This window comes from Streptomyces sp. GMY02 (genome assembly GCF_019056675.1).
Classification (GTDB): Bacteria; Actinomycetota; Actinomycetes; order Streptomycetales; family Streptomycetaceae; genus Streptomyces; species Streptomyces odonnellii.
Window position 1 is genome coordinate 6,425,767 of record NZ_CP077658.1, and the last position, 20,387, is coordinate 6,446,153.

At 70.1% G+C, this 20,387-nt stretch carries 12 protein-coding genes and 1 pseudogene; 3 read left to right on the forward strand and 10 right to left on the reverse strand.

The features are described 5' to 3' along the window. Positions 1-37 precede the first annotated feature (37 nt). The 8 genes and pseudogenes from KQY30_RS37500 to KQY30_RS27450 all read right to left on the reverse strand — a co-directional run bounded on the left by KQY30_RS37500 (position 38) and on the right by KQY30_RS27450 (position 9,841). Positions 38-755: pseudogene (locus tag KQY30_RS37500) on the reverse strand (ABC transporter ATP-binding protein). Further along, positions 752-1,636 carry an ABC transporter ATP-binding protein gene (locus KQY30_RS27420; protein WP_217311354.1) on the reverse strand — a complete coding sequence of 295 codons (885 nt, stop codon included), beginning with the start codon at positions 1,634-1,636 and terminating at the stop codon, positions 752-754. The pseudogene KQY30_RS37500 and the gene KQY30_RS27420 overlap by 4 nt, the downstream one beginning before the upstream one ends. Positions 1,637-1,641: 5 nt before the next feature. Next, a complete protein-coding gene (locus tag KQY30_RS27425) occupies positions 1,642-3,432 on the reverse strand; it encodes a branched-chain amino acid ABC transporter permease (RefSeq protein WP_254407345.1) in 1,791 nt (596 codons plus the stop codon). 5 nt (positions 3,433-3,437) lie between these two features. Next, positions 3,438-4,367, reverse strand: a complete 930-nt coding sequence (locus KQY30_RS27430) for a branched-chain amino acid ABC transporter permease (protein ID WP_217309142.1) — start codon at positions 4,365-4,367, stop codon at positions 3,438-3,440. Between the two features lie 121 nt (positions 4,368-4,488). Then, complete coding sequence (locus KQY30_RS27435; protein ID WP_217309143.1) at positions 4,489-5,727, reverse strand: branched-chain amino acid ABC transporter substrate-binding protein; 1,239 nt, start codon at positions 5,725-5,727, stop codon at positions 4,489-4,491. Between the two features lie 267 nt (positions 5,728-5,994). Beyond that, complete coding sequence (locus tag KQY30_RS27440; protein WP_217309144.1) at positions 5,995-6,564, reverse strand: Tat pathway signal sequence domain protein; 570 nt, start codon at positions 6,562-6,564, stop codon at positions 5,995-5,997. Positions 6,565-6,855: 291 nt separating this feature from the next. After that, entirely contained in the window at positions 6,856-7,332 is a 477-nt protein-coding gene (locus KQY30_RS27445; RefSeq protein ID WP_217309145.1) for a PaaI family thioesterase, read from the reverse strand. A 193-nt stretch (positions 7,333-7,525) separates the two neighbouring features. Continuing rightward, positions 7,526-9,841: an FdhF/YdeP family oxidoreductase gene (locus KQY30_RS27450; RefSeq protein WP_217309146.1), complete on the reverse strand. Its 2,316-nt coding sequence runs from the start codon at positions 9,839-9,841 to the stop codon at positions 7,526-7,528. 155 nt (positions 9,842-9,996) lie between these two features. Here KQY30_RS27450 and polA point away from each other — a divergent pair, with 155 nt between their 5' ends. Beyond that, complete coding sequence (polA, locus tag KQY30_RS27455) at positions 9,997-12,705, forward strand: DNA polymerase I (RefSeq protein WP_217309147.1); 2,709 nt, start codon at positions 9,997-9,999, stop codon at positions 12,703-12,705. A 298-nt stretch (positions 12,706-13,003) separates the two neighbouring features. Then, positions 13,004-14,686 (forward strand): lytic murein transglycosylase, encoded by a 1,683-nt coding sequence (locus KQY30_RS27460; RefSeq protein ID WP_217309148.1) that lies wholly within the window; start codon positions 13,004-13,006, stop codon positions 14,684-14,686. Between the two features lie 95 nt (positions 14,687-14,781). Here KQY30_RS27460 and hrpB read toward each other — a convergent pair whose 3' ends face one another. Beyond that, the gene (gene hrpB / locus KQY30_RS27465) at positions 14,782-17,367 is read right to left on the reverse strand and encodes an ATP-dependent helicase HrpB (protein WP_217309149.1); all 2,586 of its coding nucleotides are present in this window, start codon (positions 17,365-17,367) and stop codon (positions 14,782-14,784) included. A 136-nt stretch (positions 17,368-17,503) separates the two neighbouring features. Next, entirely contained in the window at positions 17,504-18,397 is an 894-nt protein-coding gene (locus tag KQY30_RS27470; RefSeq protein ID WP_254407346.1) for a class I SAM-dependent methyltransferase, read from the reverse strand. 351 nt (positions 18,398-18,748) lie between these two features. Between KQY30_RS27470 and rpsA the strand changes: the two genes are divergently transcribed. Beyond that, a complete protein-coding gene (gene rpsA / locus KQY30_RS27475) occupies positions 18,749-20,254 on the forward strand; it encodes a 30S ribosomal protein S1 (RefSeq protein ID WP_046504555.1) in 1,506 nt (501 codons plus the stop codon). Positions 20,255-20,387 lie beyond the last annotated feature (133 nt).

The following is a 20,387-nucleotide window of genomic DNA, read 5'->3' on the forward strand; positions in this document are numbered from 1 at the left end:
TCGTATCGCCGTACAGCCGTACGTGCCGCCGTACGGCTCAGTCCTCGCCCAGGTACGCCTTCCGTACCGATTCGTCGTGCAGCAGGTCCTGGCCGCTGCCGGACAGGACGATCTTGCCGACCTCCATGACATGGCCCTGGTCGGCCAGTGAGAGCGCCGCCTGCGCGTTCTGTTCGACGAGCAGAATCGTGGTGCCCTGTGACTTGAGTTCGCTGATGGTGGCCATGATCTTCTGCATCATGATCGGCGAGAGTCCCATGGAGGGCTCGTCCAGCATCAGCAGTTTGGGCCGGGACATCAGCGCGCGGCCCATGGCGAGCATTTGCTGTTCGCCGCCGGAGAGGGTGCCCGCTGCCTGCTTGCGCCGTTCGCCCAGGATGGGGAACAGCTCGTAGGAGCGCTGGATGTCCTGGGCGATTCCGTCGCTGTCTTTGCGGAGGAATGCGCCGAGCTGGAGATTTTCCGCGATGGTGAGCCGGGGGGAAGATCCGGCGTCCTTCGGGGGAGTGCGCGAGGCCGAGTGCGACGATTTTGTGTGCGCCGATTCCGCCGAGCGGTTTTCCGTCGAAGGTGATGCGTCCTCCGGCGGGCTTGAGGAGCCCGGAGAGGGTGCGCAGGGTGGTGGTCTTTCCGGCGCCGTTGGTGCCGATCAGGGTGACGATCTGGCCGGCCTCGACGCTGAAGGAGATGCCTTTGACGGCTTCGATCTTGCCGTAGGCGACCTTGAGGTCCTCGACTTCGAGGAGTGCGGTCACTGGTTTTCTCCTTCTGTGCCGGACGAGCCGCTCGTTCCGGGTGTGCTGTGTGCTTCCGCGTCCTCCACTTCGGCGACTTCGTCGGCGCCGGGGGCGCCTTCGTAGGGGGTGCCGAGGTAGGCGGCGACGACGCGTTCGTCTCCTTGGACGACTTCCGAGGTGCCTTCGACGAGTTTTTCGCCCTGGACGAGGACGGCTACGCGGTCGCACAGGTTGAAGATGAAGCGCATGTCGTGCTCGATGACGAGGACGGCGATGCCTTGGTCGCGGATGGCGAAGACGAGGTCCTGGGTGGTCCTGGTCTCCTGGGGGTTCATTCCCGCGGTGGGTTCGTCGAGGAGCAGCAGTCCGGGTTCGCTGGCGAGGGCGCGGGCGATTTCGAGCTTGCGCTGTTCTCCGTAGGGGAGGTTGCGTGCGAGGTGGTCGCGTTTGGCGGCGAGTCCGGTGAATTCGAGGAGTTCCATGGCGCGTTCTTCGGATTCGCGTTCGGCTTTTTTGAATCCGGGGCCGCGGAGGAGTGCGGACCAGAGGCCTTCTTTGGTGCGGGTGTGGCGGCCGACGAGGACGTTTTCCAGGACGGTCATGTTGGCGAAGAGCCTGATGTTCTGGAAGGTGCGGGCGATGCCGGCCTGGGTGACGAGGTGGGATTTGTGGGGGAGGACGGCGCCTTTGTAGGAGACGGTGCCTTCGGTGGGGATGTAGAGGCCGGTGAGGCAGTTGAAGAAGGTGGTTTTGCCGGCGCCGTTGGGGCCGATGAGTCCGACGATTTCGCCGCTGTTGACGGTGAGTTCGACGTTGCGTACGGCGGTGAGTCCGCCGAATCGCATGGTGACTCCGGCGGCGTGGAGTACGGGTGCGGTGGTGGCGGTGTTGTCGGTCATGGTGTTCACGCCCCCGCCTTGCTGAGGCCGATATCGCCCTTGGGGGTGTCGAGTTGGCCGGTTTCGTGGAATTCGAGCTGCTTCCTGCGGTCGGCGATGAGGCCTTCGGGGCGGAATCGCATGAGCAGGATGAGGGCGATGCCGAAGAGCAGGAGCTGGTAGTCGGACATGAACTGGAGTTTGGCCGGGATGAGGTAGAGGAGTGCGGCGCCGATGAGGGGTCCGCTGACGGTGCCCATGCCGCCGAGGATGACCGCGGCGAGCAGGAACGCCGAGTTGGGCGGTACGGCTTCGACGAATTTGTACTGGGCGGGGGTGACGGTGAAGGTCACGTGTGCCTGTACGGTGCCGGCCATGCCGGCGAGGGTGGCGCCGAGGGCGAAGGCGAGGAGTTTGAGCCGGAAGGCGTTGATGCCCATGGCGCGGGCGGCGGTCTCGTCTTCGCGGATGGCGACCCAGGCGCGGCCGATGCGTGACTGGTCGGAGCGGCGGAACACGGTCACGACGATGATCGTGAAGAGGAGCATCAGCAGGTAGTAGTTGGAGAACCTGCCGAGTTCGACGCCGAGGACGGTGTGGGGCTCTCCGAGGTTGAAGCCGAAGAGTTCCAGGTCGGGGATGTTGGGGATGCCGTTGGGCCCGTTGGTGATGTCGGGTCCTGAGGTGCCGTCCATGTTCTGCATGCCGATGCGGAAGATCTCACCGAACCCGAGGGTGACGATGGCGAGGTAGTCGCCGTGCAGCCGCAGGGTGGGGGCTCCGATGACGACGCCGAAGATGAGCGAGGCGGCGGCGCCGGCGAGTACGGCTGCCCAGAAGGGGAGGGTGATGCCGATGGTGGAGGACGGCGATCCGGACAGGAGTGCGGCGGTGTAGGCGCCGACGCCGAGGAACGCGACGTATCCGAGGTCGAGGAGGCCGGCGAGGCCGACGACGACGTTGAGGCCGAGTGCCACGGTGGCGAAGATCAGGATGTTCGCGCCGATGGTGGCGTAGGCGTCGTTGGACTGGGTGAACGGGAACGCGAAGGCGGCGACGAAGGCCGCGGTCACGGTGATGTTCTTGTGGGTGGCGGTGAGTGCGGAGAGGCGGCGGTTGAGGCCGGCGCGGGCGATGGCGGTGGCGCCGAAGCCGACGAGGAGCAGGAACCCGATGAAGAGTTCGGCGTATTCGGTGTCGATGCCGTAGGTGAAGACGAACAGTCCGAGACCGAAGGAGATCGCGATGATCAGGATCTCGGCCCAGGAGGGCAGCGGGGCGGCCTTCTCCGGGGTGGGTGCTTTGAAGGACTGGACGAACCGTGTCCAGGGGGACGTGTCGTCGCTGTCGGTGGGGATGTCGCTGGGCAGTCCGAGGGCGCCGACGAGGGTGATGAGGGAGGTCACGAGTGCGACCCAGCCGCCGGGTTCGAGGTTGGCGAGTCCGCCGAGTTCGACCGCGATGGCGATGATCGTGTACCAGGTGACGGCGAAGGTGCCGAGGGCGAGGAGCAGCACGGGGCTGTTCTTGCCGCCGGGGGTGAGCCAGCCGAGTCCGCGGAGGCCGCGTCCGGCGAGGGTGAAGAGGAGGGTGAGGAGGGCACCGGTGAGGGTGAGGAGCTGGAGGCCGCCGGGGTAGCCGGTGACGGTGAGGTCGCCGGGGAATTCGGCGGTCCAGGTCCAGGCGAGGAAGGTGCTCGCGAAGGTGAGGACGGCTCCGGCGGCGGTGGTGAGGCCGGCGGCGGCCGAGGGCAGGGGGAGCAGCCCGGGGGTCTGCCGGGGGGTGCCGGTGGCGGTCTGCTGGGTGGTGGTGGTCATGGGTATCACGCCCGATCCGCGACGCGCTGGCCGAGGAGGCCTTGTGGCCTCAGCAGCAGGACGAGAATGAGGAGGACGAAGGCCCATACGTCCTTCCAGGCGCCGCCGCCGAGCTGGGACATGCCCGGGATGTTCTCGATGTAGGCGGTGGCCATGGCTTCGGCGAGGCCGAGGACGAGGCCGCCGATCATCGCACCGTAGATGTTGCCGATGCCGCCGAGTACGGCCGCGGTGAAGGCTTTGAGGCCGGCGATGAAGCCCATCTTGAAGTTGACTTCGCCGTATTTGAGGCCGTGGGCGATGGCGGCGATGGCGGCGAAGGCGGCACCGATGGCGAAGGCCGTGACGATGATGCGGTCGGTGTTGATGCCCATGAGCTTCGCGGTGTCCGGGTCCTGCGAGGTGGCCTGCATGGCGCGCCCGGTGCGGGTCTTGGAGACGAAGAAGCCGAGGCCGATCATGCAGACGGGGGCGGCGATGAGCAGGAACAGGTCGCCGCGGCCGATGGCGAAGGCGCCGAGGTCGAGCCTGCCGCCTTCGAATTCGGGGAAGGGCCTGGACTTGGTGGCGTCCGGGTAGAACGCCCAGATGGCTTGCTGGAGTGCGATGGAGAGGCCGATCGCGGTGATGAGGGGGGCGAGCCTGGGGGCGTTGCGCAGTGGCCGGTAGGCGAAGCGTTCGGCTCCCATGGCGACGAGCACGGAGCAGGCCATCGCCATGAGGATCATGAGGGGGAGCGCGAGGAGCAGGCTGGTGCCGTCCGGTAGCCACAGGTATGCGGTCAGCGCGCCGAAGCCGCCGATCATGAATATCTCGCCGTGGGCGAAGTTGATGAGCTGGACAATGCCATAGACCATCGTGTAACCGATCGCGATGAGTCCGTACAGCGCGCCGAGTAGCAGGCCGTTGGCAAGTTGCTGCGGCAGATCGTTCACCGCGGGGCCTCCGAGTGGGGTGTGGTCAGATACGGCCGCGCGGGGGCGCTGTGGCGCCCCCGCGCGATGTGGGTGTACAGGGTGGGCGTCAGGGCCTGTCCTTCAGACCCTCGCGCCCGGGTCAGCCTCCGAACACGCCGCTCTTGACCGGGACGTGCTTGCCGCCCTTGACCTCGTAGAGGGAGAGCTGCTTGTTGGTGGTGTCGCCGAACTCGTCGAAGCCGACCTTCCCGGAGACTCCGTCGAAGGAGACGGTCTGCATGGCCTCGGTGATCTGCTTGCGGGCGTCGTCGTTCTCGGGGAGCTTGCCGTCGTTCTTCTCGACGACGGCCTTGACGGCCTGGATGATCGCCCAGGCGGAGTCGTAGGAGTAGCCGCCGTACGCCTCGTAGGCGTCCTTGTAGCCGGCCGCCTCGTAGTCCGCTATGAACTTCTTGGCGGTGTCGAGGGTCTCCAGGGGCGCGCCGACCGAGCTGGCCAGGTCGCCTTCGGAGTTCTGCTTGGCGAGCTTGATGTACTCGGCGCTGAAGAGCGCGTCGCCGCCGATGGTCGGGACCTTGGCGCCGGCGTTCTTGATCTGGCTGGACAGCGGGGCGCCGGCCGGGTACTCGCCGCCGTAGTAGACGAAGTCGGGCTTGGCCTGGGCGACCTTGCTGGCGACGGCGGAGAAGTCCTTGTCGTCGGGGTTGATGTGGTCGGTGCCGACGACCTGCCCGCCGAGCTTGGTGAACTCGTCGCTGAAGGTCGCGGCGAGTCCGGCTCCGTAGGTCTTCTTGTCGTCGATGACGTAGACCTTCTTGAGCTTCTTCTCGTTGTACATGTACTGCGCGGCGTACGGGCCCTGGATGGCGTCCGTCGTGGCGGTGCGGAAGTACGTCTTGAAGCTGCGGACCTTCTTGCCGCTCTGCCAGTCCTTGCCCTGGGTCAGCTCGGGGTTGGTGTTGGCGGGCGAGACGAGGACGACGTTGGCGTCGTCGAAGACCTTCTGCATCGACTGGCCGACATCGGAGTTGAGGGGGCCGACGACGCCGATGACGGAGGTGTCGCCGACGAGCTTGGTGGCGTTCTGCTGGCCGGTGGCGGCCTGCGCGACGTCGTCGAGGGCCTCCAGCTTGAAGGTGACGCCCGGGACTTCCTTGTTCTTGTTGGCGGTCTTGATCGCCAGGTCCACCGAGTTCTTGATGCCCTGGCCGAGGGCGGAGAGGTCGCCGGTGAGCGGTGCGTCGAGGCCGATGGTGACGGTGGTCGTGCCGCCGCCGTCACTGCCTCCGGAGCTGTCGTCGCGGGAACCGCAGGCCGACAGAGTGAGGGCCCCTGCGGTAACCGCGGTAGTGATGATCAACAAAGAACGGTGACGCACGATCAGTCCTTTCCCCTGGCGCGGCGGTCCCTGCTGGAACGCCGGGTCGAGCGCTGGAACCGAACTGAAGGGAATCCGGTGGCGCGGTGACTGGCCGTGACTCTAAGCGCGCTGGTGGGACTGGTGCAGAGGTCCGAGCAATGCTGTGACTCTCTTGTTATGACGCGAGTAGTTCGAAGATTGGATGCATGGGGCGGAAAGGGCGGTTTAATACTGTTCGGCAGTCCGGATAGTGAGAACCAGCAGGACGGCGCGGATCCCGTTCGGCTAGGGCGAGTTGTGGGGGCAGGCCCGTTGGAGGGCGGCCGTGAGGTCGTCCGGGTAGCCGGAGCCGAGTATGAAACTCTGCTGTTGTATTGCGCGCTTATTACGCAGTGTTACATCGAGGAAAGGGAGTCCGGCATTCCGCTGGACTTTTCCGCAATCGCGGACATGCACCGTAATGATCGTCTTCTGTGCGGATGAGGTCCGTACGGTGAACGGCGGCTCGGGTTCCGCCGTCAGCGACAGGGCGACCGAGGGCTGGGTGATGTCCTCGACGGTCACGGGTTCGTCCTCCTCGCCGGAGAGCAGGACGGCGAAGCTGAGGGCGCCGTCGCCGTGCGGCGCGGGGGTGGCTCCGCCGTAGCGGAAGTCGATTACCTGCGTGGGCCAGGGCGGTGGGGCCTCGGCGGGCGGCCGGGGCTCGGTGAGGCCGGGGACGCAGAGCGCGGTGACGGCGAGGGCGGCGAGCGCGGCGGTGGTACGTCGGCGGGCGGCCGGGACCGGTGGCGCCGGTGCGAGCGGGGGCCGGAGGAGGGTGTCCGCTCCCGCTTCGACGGGGCCTATGCCGGTCATGTCATGACGCTAGCCGTCAATGCCCGGACCCACAATGGAGCGTAGGCCAGAGCCGCTACGGAAGGTGACGAAGCGGGGTGTTCGCGGCGGGCGGGCGGCTGCCCGGTGCCCGTCTCGGGCGCCCGCGGTGCCCGGATGCCCGCTCCGGGCGTCCGTCCGGCGGTCCGCGGTGCCCGCTTCGGGGTGCGTCGGGCGCGGTACGGGGCGGGGCCGGCGGCGGTGGGGCGTACGGGCAACACCGCGTCCGCCGACGGCCGTTGGCCCCCTCCGTACGGCTCGGGGGCGGCGTGCTCAGCCTTCGGTGCCGGCTGCCGGGGCCACGTCGCGCAGCAGGCAGGTCAGACGGGCCGTGCAGACCCGCTTGTCCTGCTCGTCGGTGATGACGATCTCGTACGTCGTGGTGGTGCGCCCCCGGTGCACGGGGGTCGCGACCCCGGTGACGATGCCGCTGCGGACCCCGCGGTGGTGGGTGCAGTTGAGGTCCACCCCCACGGCGATCTTGGAGCTGCGGCCGTGCAGCATCGCGCCGACCGAGCCGAGGGTCTCGGCGAGGACGGCCGAGGCGCCGCCGTGCAGCAGCCCGTACGGCTGGGTGTTGCCCTCGACGGGCATGGTGCCGACGACGCGCTCGGGGGACGCCTCGACGATCTCCACGCCCATGCGGTTTCCGAGGTGCCCGGCTGAGAAGAGCGCGGGCAGATCGACTCCGAGCGCGGAGTACTCGTCGATGATGTCCTGCGGGAACGTCGTGGTGGAGTGCTCACCCATGGGCCCGGGCTCCGATCGGATCGTCTGCGGTCGTTCGGCGGTGCACCGCACTTCTGTGCGGTGCACCATCCTGCTTATCAGATGACTGAGCGAACGCTTAGACGGGGATCGCACGTCCGGGCGGGCCGGACCGGCGTGCGGGCGCGGGGCCGGGTGTGCGGGACCCGGCCGGGCGCGGCGAGGCAGCCGTCTCTCAGGCCGCCTCTCCGTCCGTGCGTTCGAAGCGCACGATGACGGACTTGCTCGTCGGGGTGTTGCTCGTGTCGGCCGTGGCCCCGAGGGGCACCAGGACGTTCGTCTCCGGGTAGTAGGCGGCCGCACAGCCCCGGGCGGTGGGGTAGTGGACGACCCGGAAGCCGGGGGCGCGCCGCTCCACCCCGTCCTTCCATTCACTGACCAGATCGGTGTACGAGCCGTCGGGGAGCTTCAGTTCGGCCGCGTCCGCCGGGTTGACCAGGACGATCCGCCGGCCGCCCTTGATGCCCCGGTAGCGGTCGTCGAGCCCGTAGATCGTGGTGTTGTACTGGTCGTGCGAGCGCAGGGTCTGGAGCAGCAGCCTGCCCTCGGGGAGCTTCGGGTACTCGACCGGCGCCGCGGTGAAGTTGGCCTTCCCGGTCGCCGTGGGGAAGCGCCGCTCGTCGCGCGGGGCGTGCGGCAGCGCGAAGCCGCCGGGCCGGGCCACGCGCTCGTTGAAGTCCTCGAAGCCGGGGATCACCCGGGCGATCCGGTCCCGGATGTTCGCGTAGTCCTTCTCGAAGTCCTCCCACGGGGTCATGGAGGCCGGGCCGAGCGTGGCACGTGCGAGCCGGGTGACGATGGCCGGCTCGGAGAGGAGATAGGGGCTGGCCGGCGCCAGATTGCCCCGGGAGGCGTGCACCATGCCCATGGAGTCCTCCACGGTCACGATCTGCCGGACGCCCGCCTGGAAGTCCTTGTCGGTACGGCCCAGGGTGGGCAGGATCAGCGCCCGTGTGCCGGTCACCACGTGCGAGCGGTTGAGCTTGGTCGAGACATGCACCGTGAGCCGGGCGCGGCGCATCGCCGCCTCGGTGACATCGGTGTCAGGAGACGCGGCGACGAAGTTCCCGCCCATGGCGAAGAACACCTTGGCCTTGCCGTCGCGCAGCGCCTCGATGGACCGTACGACGTCATAGCCGTGGTGGCGCGGCGAGGTGATGCCGAACTCCTTGTCCAGGGCGTCCAGGAAGGCCGGGTCGGGCCGTTCGAAGATGCCCATGGTGCGGTCGCCCTGCACATTGGAGTGTCCGCGCACCGGGCAGACCCCGGCGCCGGGCCGCCCGATGTTGCCGCGCAGCAGCAGGAAGTTGACGACTTCGCGGATGGTCGGAACGGAGTGCTTGTGCTGGGTCAGGCCCATCGCCCAGCACACGATGGTGCGCCGCGAGGCGAGGACGAGGGCGAGCGCCTCCTCTATCTCGGAGCGTTCCAGTCCGGTGGCGGTCAGGGTCTCGTCCCAGTCGGCGGCTTCGGCGGCGGCCGCGAACTCCTCGTACCCATGGGTGTGTTCGGCGACGAACTCCGCGTCGACCGCGCCGGGCGTGCCCAGGATCAGCTTGTTGAGGAGCCGGAAGAGGGCCTGGTCGCCGCCTATCCTGATGCGGAGGAAGAGGTCGGTGAGGGCGGCGCCCTTGACCATGCCCTGGGGGGTCTGCGGGTTCTTGAACCGCTCCAGGCCGGCCTCGGGCAGCGGATTGACGGAGATGATCTTCGCGCCGGCGGCCTTGGCCTTCTCCAGCGCGGACAGCATCCGGGGGTGGTTGGTGCCCGGGTTCTGCCCGGCCACGATGATCAGGTCGGCCTGGTGCAGGTCCTCCAGGGAGACACTGCCCTTGCCGATGCCTATGGTCTCCACCAGCGCGGAGCCGGACGACTCGTGGCACATGTTGGAGCAGTCCGGCAGATTGTTCGTGCCGTACTCGCGGGCGAGGAGCTGAAGCAGGAACGCCGCTTCGTTGCTGGTGCGGCCCGAGGTGTAGAAGAGGGCCTCGTCGGGGGAGTCGAGGGCGGTCAGCTCCTCGGCGATGAGCGCGAAGGCCTGCTCCCAGCTCACCGGTCTGTAGTGGTCGCCGTCCTCACCGTCTTCGCCGTCCTCGCCGGTGCCCCGCTCCAGGAGCATGGGGTGGGTGAGCCGGCCCTGCTGCCCCAGCCAGTAGCCGCTGCGGCCGGCGAGGCTGGAGACGGAGTGCGCGGCGAAGAACTCGGGGGTGACCCGGCGCAGCGTGGCTTCCTCCGCGACGGCCTTCGCGCCGTTCTCGCAGAACTCGGCGGTGTGCCGGTGATCGCCCTCGGGCCAGGCGCAGCCCGGGCAGTCGAAGCCGTTCTTCTGGTTGACCTTGAGGAGCGTCTGGGCGGTCCTTCGCGCTCCCATCTGCTGGTGTGAGATGAGGAGCGAATGCACGACGGCGGGGATTCCCGCCGCGGCGTGTTTGGGGGCCGTTACCCGCGGCGAGTCCTGTGCCGGATCACCTGCTGGCGGCTTGCTGGCCATCACGCTCTCCTTGTGCCTAAGTGTCGACTGTCTACAGTATTCAATTCTCCCACGCCTCTATGGCAACGTTACGTCCGGCCGGTATCGGGCTCATTGCGGGCCGGGGTTGTCTTGCCGGCGCGGCGTTGTCAGTGCGACGTGGCAGGATCGGGTCTGTGGCCGAGACAGCATCGAAGAAGACCCCAGACAACCGTCCGCGCCTGCTCCTCATGGACGGGCACTCCCTGGCGTACCGGGCGTTCTTCGCGCTGCCCGTGGAGAATTTCACGACCGCGACCGGTCAGCCGACCAATGCCATCTACGGCTTCGCGTCCATGCTGGCGAACACCCTGCGCGACGAGTCGCCCACGCACTTCGCCGTCGCCTTCGACGTCTCGCGCAAGACCTGGCGCTCCGAGGAGTTCCCCGAGTACAAGGCCAACCGCTCGGCGACCCCCGACGAGTTCAGGGGACAGGTCGAGCTGATCGGGGAGCTGCTCGACGCGATGAGCGCGCACCGCTTCGCGGTCGACGGCTTCGAGGCGGACGACGTGATCGCGACGCTCGCCACCCAGGCCGAGGCCGAGGGCTTCGAGGTGCTGATCGTCACCGGTGACCGCGATTCGTTCCAGCTCATCACCGAGCACACCACGGTGCTGTATCCGACCAAGGGCGTCTCCGAGCTGACCCGCTTCACCCCGGAGAAGGTCCAGGAGAAGTACGGCCTGTCGCCCGCGCAGTATCCGGACTTCGCGGCCCTGCGCGGTGATCCGTCCGACAATCTGCCCGGTATCCCGGGGGTCGGTGAGAAGACCGCCGCGAAGTGGATCAACCAGTTCGGCTCGTTCGAGGAACTGGCCGCGCGCGCCGACGAGATCAAGGGCAAGGCCGGGCAGAACTTCCGCGACCATCTGGAGTCGGTGCGGCTCAACCGCCGGCTCACGGAGATGGTGCGCGATGTCGAGCTGCCCAGGACCGCACCGGAGCTGGAGCGCGCGCCGTACGACCGGGCGGCCGTGAAGCGGGTGCTGGACGTGCTGGAGATCCGGAACCCGAGCCTGCGCGAGCGGCTGCTCGCGGTGGATCCGGGCGCCGCCGAGGACGAGGCCCCGGCGCCCGCCGCCGGGGTGGAGCTGGACGGCGCGGTGCTGGGCTCCGGCGAGCTGGCGCCCTGGCTGGCCGAGCACGGCGGGCAGCCGCTCGGCATGGTCACGGTCGACACCTGGGCGCTGGGCGCGGGCAGCGTCGGCGAGGTCGCGCTCGCCGCGGCCGGCGGAGCCGCCGCCTGGTTCGACCCGTCCCAGCTCGACGAGGCCGACGAGCGCGCCTTCGCGGAGTGGCTCGCCGCCCCGGACCGCCCCAAGGTCATGCACAACGCGAAGGGCGCGATGCGGGTCGCCCCCGAGCACGGCTGGCGGGTCGACGGCGTCACCATGGACACCGCGCTCGCCGCCTATCTGGTCAAGCCGGGCCGCCGTTCCTTCGCGCTGGACGCCCTCGCGATCGAATACCTGGGCCGTGAGCTGGCGCCGGCCGCCGCCGACGGACAGCTCGCGTTCGGCACGGACGAGCAGGCCGAGGCCGAGGCGCTGATGACGCAGGCCCGTGCCGTCCTCGACCTGGGCGACGCGTTCGCCGAGCGGCTCGGCGAGGTCGGCGCCACCCGCCTGCTGCACGAGGTGGAGCTGCCCACCTCCGAGCTGCTCGCCCGCATGGAGCGGCACGGCATCGCCGCCGACCGGGCCCATCTCGAAGCCATGGAGCAGCAGTTCGCGGGCGCGGTGCAGCAGGCAGTGAAGGAGGCGCACGCCGCGGTCGGCCACGAGTTCAATCTCGGCTCGCCCAAGCAGCTCCAGGAAGTCCTCTTCGGCGAACTGGGCCTGCCGAAGACCAAGAAGACCAAGACCGGTTATACGACGGACGCCGACGCCCTGGCCTGGCTCGCGGCCCAGACCGAGCACGAGCTGCCCGTGATCATGCTGCGCCACCGCGAGCAGGCGAGGCTCCGGGTCACCGTCGAGGGCCTGGTCAAGATGATCGCCGCGGACGGCCGTATCCACACCACCTTCAACCAGACGGTGGCGGCGACCGGACGCCTCTCCTCCACCGACCCCAACCTCCAGAACATCCCGGTCCGCACGGACGAGGGCCGGGCGATCCGCCGCGGCTTCGTCGTCGGCGAGGGATACGAATCGCTGATGACGGCCGACTACAGCCAGATCGAGCTGCGGGTCATGGCCCATCTCTCCGAGGACGCCGGGCTGATCGAGGCGTTCACCTCCGGCGAGGACCTGCACACCACCGTCGCCTCCCAGGTGTTCGGCGTGGCGAAGTCCGCGGTCGACCCCGAGATGCGCCGCAAGATCAAGGCGATGTCGTACGGACTGGCCTACGGGCTCTCGGCGTTCGGCCTCTCCCAGCAGCTCAGCATCGAGGCGGCCGAGGCACGCGGACTGATGGAGACGTTCTTCGAGCGCTTCGGCGGCGTACGGGACTATCTGCACCGCGCGGTCGTGGAAGCCAGGGCCACCGGCTATACGGAGACGATGCTCGGCCGCCGCCGCTATCTCCCGGACCTCAACAGCGACAACCGCCAGCGCCGCGAGATGGCCGAGCGGATGGCGCTCAACGCCCCCATCCAGGGCACCGCGGCGGACATCGTCAAGGTCGCCATGCTCAAGGTCGACCGCGCGATGACCGAAGCCGCCCTGGAGTCGCGGATGCTGCTCCAGGTCCATGACGAAATCGTCCTGGAGATCGCGCCGGGCGAGCGCGAGCAGGTCGAGGAGCTGCTGCGGCGCGAGATGTCGAGCGCGGTCGAGCTGAGCGCGCCGCTGGATGTCTCGATCGGCGTCGGTACGGACTGGGAGTCGGCCGCGCACTGACCGGCGAAAGCCGCGTAACGGGCAGTACGAGCGGTGCTGGAGGCCCCGGCGCCCCGGACGGAGAGTCCGGGCGCGCCGGGGCCGCGTCTGTTGCGGGGGTGTTACGGCGGGCTGCCTGAACAGGGGATGGCCTCGGCGATTCTTCATACCGGGTCCTGAGGCACTTGAGGGGCCGGGAGGTGGCGAACTGGTGAATACCGGTCACGCCCCGGTGTGCTGGGGCATGGAGTTGACGTAGTGTCGCCTGAGTCCACGCGCGGGGAGCGCGAACAGCCGTCCACCGGGAGGGACCAGACTCATGGCAGCGCTATTCGGCCGCCGACTGCGCAGAGGAGCCACGACGACGGCGGTGGCCGCGGCGGCGATCGCCGCGCTGTCCGCCTCGCAGGCACCCGGCGCGATCCCCACCGACACGGACACCGACACCGGAAGCAACGCCCAGGCGGCCGACGCGACCCCGCCGCCCGGCACCCCGGTCAGCGGCAACTCCCCGTACTACACCGAGCTTCCGCCGCTGACGACGCCCGACGCACCGGGCGCCTCGATCGATCTGCCCGCCATCACAGGACCGGCGGAAGCGGGTATTCCGGCCACCGTGCTCGCCGCGTACCGGCAGGCCGAGCAGGCCCTCAAGGAGAGCAGGCCCGGCTGCAACCTGCCGTGGCAACTCCTCGCCGCCATAGGCAAGGTCGAGTCCGGACAGGCGCGCGGCGGGCGCGTCGACGCCTTCGGTACGACGCTGTCGCCGATCCTCGGCCCGGTCCTCAACGGTGTCGGCTTCGCCAACATCACCGACACGGACGGCGGCGCGTACGACGGGGACACGACCCACGACCGCGCGGTCGGCCCCATGCAGTTCATCCCGTCGACCTGGGCCACCTGGGGCCAGGACGCCAACAACGACGGACGCAAGGACCCGAACAACATCTACGACGCGGCGCTGGCCGCCGGACAGTATCTGTGCGCCGGGAACCGTGATCTCTCGGTCGAGGCCGATCTGCACCAGGCGATCCTCGGCTACAACCACTCGCAGGAGTACCTGAACACGGTCCTGTCCTGGTTCGAGTACTACAAGAACGGGACGCACGCGGTGCCGGACGGCACCGGAGTGCTGCCCGTCGGCCCCGGCCCCGGCAACCCCGGCCCCGGCATGTCGCCGAGCCCCAGCCCCGGCCCGTCCGCTCCCGGCAAGCCCGGCGCCAAGCCGACGAAGCCGGGCACCAGCCCCTCGAAGCCCCCCGTGGTCGGCACCCCGAAGCCGCCCGCGCCGGGCACCGGCGACCCCAGCACGCCCGCCCCCGATCCTGTTGTCGCCCGGATCGAGAAGACGGCCTCCAGCGCGCTGAGCGCCGTGGCCGGCGGTGCGTTCGACCAGCGCCCCGGGGTAAGGGCGGAGGACGCGTCGGGCAAGCCCGTCGCCGGCGTACCCGTACGCTTCGAGATCGTCGGCAGCACCGACGCGAGCTTCTCCGGAGGCGCGTCCGGCGTGACCGTCGAGACCGGCGCGGACGGTACGGCCACCGCGCCGGCCCTCCAGGCGGGCGAGCAGACCGGTGAGTTCACGGTCCGGGCCTCGGTCGCGGTCACGGGTGTCGACGCCGTCGAGTACACCGCCAGCGTCACGGCCCGCCAGGTGGACGCGCTCGCCAGGACCACCGACGGGGCGCTGACGGCCGCGCCCGGCGCGGAGTTCGGCACGGTCGAGGTCAAGGCGACGTCCGGGGGAGTGGCCGTCGGAGGTGTCGCGGTGACCGCCGAGATCACCTCGGCGGACGGTGTCACGCCCGTGGGCGCCCACTTCAAGGACGCGGCGGGCAATCCGCTCCACAGCCTCACCGGCCTCACCACGGACGCCAACGGCGTCCTCCAGCTCCCGGCGCTCTACGCGGACGACACCGCGGGCACGTTCCTGCTCCGCCTCCAGGCCGAGGGCGGCGCGACGCTCACCATCGAACTGAACGTCGTCGCTCCCGCCGTCTGACCCCGGCGCGGGCTCCGCGCCCGGTTCCGCCTGCCGCCCGCCGCCCTCCGTCCGTCCGGACGGAGGGCGGTCCGGTTCCGCTCAACGCCGTCGTTTCAGCGCCGGTTGTTCGTACGGCGCGTCGCCACCGCCGCCGAGGGGTCCTCGGGCCAGGGGTGGCGGGGGTAGCGGCCGCGGAGTTCGGCCCGTACCGCGCGATAGCCGTCCCGCCAGAAGGACGCCAGATCCGCCGTCACCGCGGCGGGCCGCCCCGCGGGAGACAGCAGATGGACCAGGACCGGGACGCCCGCGACCCTCGGGGTCTCGCTCAGCCCGAACAACTCCTGGAGCTTCACGGCCAGTACGGGCTGCGGCCCGCCGTACTCGACCCGTACCCGCGAGCCGCTGGGCACCTCGATCCGCTCCGGCGCCAGTTCGTCCAGCCGTGCCGCGTCGCCGGATGCCCAGGGCAGCAGCCGCCGCAGCGCCTGCCCCGCGTCGATCCGCTCCAGATCGGCGCGGCGGACGGCACGCGACAGCTCCGGCTCCAGCCACTCCCCGGTACGGGACAGCAGCGCGGCGTCCGAGACCTCCGGCCACGGCGCGCCCGCCTCGCGGTGCAGAAACGCCAGCCGGTCGCGCAGCGCCCGCGCGTCCCGGGTCCACCGCAGCAGCCCGAGCCCCTCCCGCTCCAAACCGTCCAGCAGAGCGGTCCGCAGCAGCCCGGGAGCGGGCCGCTTCAGCGGCTGTACGGAGAGGTCCACGGCCCCGAGCCGTTCGACACGCCGGGCCACCACGTCGCCGTCCTCCCAGCGCACCTCCTCGCCCGCCATCCGCAGCCGCCCGGCGGCGGCCCGGGCGGTGTCCTCGTCGATGACGGCGGCGAGCCGCACCCGTGCGGAGGCGGAGTGCGCGGGCCGGTCGGCCACGGCCACCGCCAGCCACCCGGCCCCACGCAGCCCGGACCCTTCGGCCACCTCGGCCCCGGTCCCGGAAACCATCAGAAACGCGGCCCCACCACGCGCCCGCGCGACCCGCTCAGGAAACGCAAGAGCGACCACAAGCCCGGCGACCCCGTCATCGGACACGGCCCCGCGCCGGGCTCCGGACGCGGGCGCGGGCTCGGGCTCGCGGCCGTGACCGGACGTCGGCTCCGGCGTCGGGTCCCCCGGGACCTCGCCCCCCACCGCCGTCGTCAGACGTCGTACCTCCTGGCGCCAGCGCGTCGCGTAGCCGTCTCCGCCCCTGCGGGCCGTGCGCCAGGCCGCCGCCAGGTCGTCCCCGTACTCCCTCGGCGGTTCCTCGCTCAGCAGGGCCACCACCTCGGCCGCCCGGCGTGCGCCCACTTCGGCCGCGCCGTCCAGGAGGGCGCGGGAGAGCCGGGGGTGGAGGCCCAGGCGGGCCATCCGGGTGCCGCGGTCCGTCGCGCGGCCGGAACCGTCGACCGCGCCGATCGCGGTCAGTACGGAGCGCCCGGCGGCCAGCGCGCCCGCCGGGGGCGGGTCCAGCAGCGCCAGGCCCTCCGCCGTGGGGTCGCCCCAGCAGGCCGCCTGGAGCGCGAAGGCCGTCAGATCCGCGACCTTGATCTCGGGGGACGGGAAGCGGACGAGCCGGCTGTCCTCGGCCTCGCTCCAGCAGCGGTAGACCGTCCCCGGGGCCTCGCGCCCCGCCCGCCCGGCCCGCTGCCCGGCGCCCGCCTGGGACACCCGTACGGTCGTCAGCGCGCTCAGCCCGCGCGCGTGGTCGGTACGGGGCTCCCGCGCCAGCCCCGCGTCCACGACGATCCGTACCCCCGGAACGGTCAGGCTGGACTCGGCCACCGCCGTGGCCAGCACGACCCGCCGCCGGACCGCGGAGTCCGCGGAGTCCCGGGAACCGGCCAGGACCGCGTCCTGCACCGCCGCCGGAGCCCGCCCGTGCACCTGGAGCACCTCGGCACCGGTGTCCGTCAACTGCCCCGCCACCCGGCCGATCTCCGCCACCCCCGGCAGGAAACAGAGCACATCGCCCGCCCGCTCGGCCAGCGCCCGCCGTACCACCGACGCCACATGCGCCAGCAGCGCCGGATCGACCCGCATCCCGTGCGGCGGCCGTACCGGCGCGCCCGGCGGCGCCCACACCACCTCCACCGGATACGACACGCCCCGCGCCTCGACCACCGGCGCGTCCCCCAGCAGCCGCGCCCACCCCTCCGCGTCGGTGGTCGCCGAGGCCGCCACCAGCCGCAGTTCGGGCCGGAGCGCGGCCCGTACGTCGAGCAGGAACGCCGCCGCCGTGTCCGCGTCGAGATGCCGCTCATGGCACTCGTCGAGGATCACCACGTCGACCCCGGCCAGCTCCTGGTCCCGCTGCAGCCGCTGGAGCAGCACCCCGGTGGTCACCACCTCCACCACCGTCGCGCGCCCCACCGCACGCTCCCCCCGCACGGTGAAGCCCACGCGCTCCCCGACCCGCTCCCCGAGCAGCCAGGCCATCCGCCGGGCCGCCGCGCGGGCCGCGATCCGCCGGGGCTCGGCGACGACCACCCGCCGTACGGGACGGCCGGTGCCGACCAGCCCGGCCAGCACCAGCGGCACAAGAGTCGTCTTGCCGGTCCCCGGTGGCGCGCAGAGCACCGCGCAGCCGTGCGATTCAAGCGCCCGCTCCAGCGCGGGAACGGCGGTACGGACGGGCAGGCCGGCCAGGATGTCGTCGCGGATCACCCGCTCAGTGTCGTACGAGCACGACACCCGGTCATACGAACGGCTCCCGGCGACGCACCGGAGGCGCGCCCGGCGCCGTATCCCTACCTCCGCCGTACCCGTCCCCGCACTCGAACCCGTGCCTTCAGCTCCGCCTTCAGTCCCGTTCGCAGACGAAGATCGCCGTCCCCGGGATCAGGCTCCCCCGCAGCGGGGACCAGCCGCCCCAGTCCTGCGTGTTCCAGTCCGGCCACTCCGGCTCCACCAGGTCGACCAGCCGGAACCCGCCCGCCACCACGTCCCGTACCCGGTCACCGAGCGTCCGGTGGTGCTCGACATAGACCGCGCGCCCCCGCTCGTCCTGCTCGACATAGGGCGTCCGGTCGAAGTACGAGGCCGACACCGAAAGGCCCTCGGGCCCCGGCTCGTCGGGAAACGCCCAGCGGATCGGATGCGTCACGGAGAAGACCCACCGTCCGCCCGGCCGCAGGACCCGCCGTACCTCCCGGAACACCGTCACCGGATCCGCGACGAAGGGCACCGCGCCATAGGCCGAGCAGGCCAGGTCGAAGGAGCCGTCACGGAAGGGCAGCGCCCCGGCGTCCGCCTCCACCAGCGGAAACGTCAGGGAGCGGCCCTCGCCTATCCGCAGCGCGTGCTGGAGCTGGCGGTGCGACAGATCGAGCGCCACCGGCCGCGCGCCCTGCCCCGCCAGCCAGCGCGAGCACTGCGCCGCACCCGCCCCGATCTCCAGGACGTCCAGGTCCTTCAGCGACTCCGGCGGGCCCAGCAGCTCGGCCTCCACCTCGTCGAGACCCTCGGGGCCCCAGACGAACCGGTCGTCGCCGAGGAAGCTGCCGTGCTCGTTCTGGTACTCGTCGGCGTTCCTGTCCCACCAGCCGCGGTTGGCCCGGCTGCTCTCGGCGGAACCGCTCTCGCGGCGGGTCGCCTCGGGCTCCTGGGAGCCGGGTTCCAGGGGCTCGTATCGCGGAGCCTCCGACTCCCCGTGCTCGGGTTCCCGGGGCGCTTCTCGCTCGTGCTCTTGGATCATCGTGTCCGTCGTCGTAGTGTGCTGGCAGTAGTGGTGAGGGGCGGCCCGGCCGGGCGCGCTGGCCTCATCAAACGCGGGTTGTGCCGGGTATGTGAGGTTCCGCCCCGGGTGTGCGCCTTCGCGCATTGACCGTGCCCGGCTGCCCCCGTATGCTAAAGGTTGCGCTGCGGGCCTGCGCGCCTCAGACGTAGCAGCCGCGCTCGCATCTGTATGAAAGTCTCCTCGGTTGTCGAGGCGCTTTCCCTGCACCGGGGCGGCGCTTCCTTGGCTGTCCGGCTTGTGCAGAGGCGATACGGGTTCCCGGCGTGGCAGTACCTACGACTCAATGTCCGTACCGGAGCCCTTTCCCACATGACGAGCAGCACCGAGACCACCGCCACCACCCCGCAGGTTGCGGTCAACGACATCGGTAACGAGGAAGCCTTCCTCGCCGCGATCGACGAGACGATCAAGTACTTCAACGACGGCGACATCGTCGACGGCGTCATCGTGAAGGTCGACCGGGACGAGGTCCTGCTCGACATCGGTTACAAGACCGAAGGCGTCATCCCCTCCCGCGAGCTTTCCATCAAGCACGACGTCGACCCCAACGAGGTCGTCGCCGTGGGCGATGAGATCGAGGCCCTGGTTCTCCAGAAGGAGGACAAGGAAGGCCGTCTCATCCTGTCCAAGAAGCGCGCGCAGTACGAGCGCGCCTGGGGCACGATCGAGAAGATCAAGGAAGAGGACGGCATCGTCACCGGTACGGTCATCGAGGTGGTCAAGGGTGGTCTCATCCTCGACATCGGCCTCCGTGGCTTCCTGCCGGCCTCCCTCGTCGAGATGCGCCGCGTCCGCGACCTCCAGCCCTACGTGGGCAAGGAGCTCGAGGCCAAGATCATCGAGCTGGACAAGAACCGCAACAATGTGGTCCTGTCCCGCCGTGCCTGGCTGGAGCAGACCCAGAGCGAGGTCCGTCAGACCTTCCTCACGACCCTCCAGAAGGGCCAGGTCCGCTCCGGCGTCGTCTCCTCGATCGTCAACTTCGGTGCGTTCGTGGACCTCGGCGGGGTCGACGGTCTCGTGCACGTCTCCGAGCTGTCCTGGAAGCACATCGACCACCCCTCCGAGGTCGTCGAGGTCGGTCAGGAAGTCACCGTCGAGGTGCTCGACGTGGACATGGACCGCGAGCGTGTCTCCCTCTCGCTCAAGGCGACGCAGGAAGACCCGTGGCAGCAGTTCGCCCGGACCCACCAGATCGGCCAGGTCGTCCCCGGCAAGGTCACCAAGCTCGTTCCGTTCGGCGCGTTCGTCCGTGTCGACGAGGGCATCGAGGGTCTGGTGCACATCTCCGAGCTGGCCGAGCGCCACGTGGAGATCCCCGAGCAGGTCGTCCAGGTCAACGACGAGATCTTCGTCAAGGTCATCGACATCGACCTGGAGCGCCGCCGCATCAGCCTCTCGCTGAAGCAGGCCAACGAGTCCTTCGGCAGCGACCCGGCCTCGGTCGAGTTCGACCCGACGCTCTACGGCATGGCCGCGTCGTACGACGACCAGGGCAACTACATCTACCCCGAGGGCTTCGACCCCGAGACCAACGACTGGCTCGAAGGCTTCGAGAGCCAGCGCGAGGCGTGGGAGGGCCAGTACGCCGAGGCGCAGCAGCGCTTCGAGCAGCACCAAGCCCAGGTCATCAAGTCCCGCGAGGCCGACGAGGCCGCTGCCGCCGAGGGCGCTGCTGCTCCGGCCGGCGGGGGCACCGCCCCGGCCGCCTCGGGTGGTTCGTACTCCTCGGAGTCGGCGGACAACTCCGGTGCGCTGGCGTCGGACGAGGCCCTGGCGGCTCTGCGCGAGAAGCTGGCGGGCGGCCAGAGCTGACGCTCGGGCTCTCGCAGTCGGTAGGTAGCTGTATCTGAACGAACGGAAGGCCCGCTCCCCAATGGGCAAGGGGAGCGGGCCTTCCGCATGCGGGCCTTCCGTATGCCTGGCGCCCCGCCTTGCGCTTCGCAGC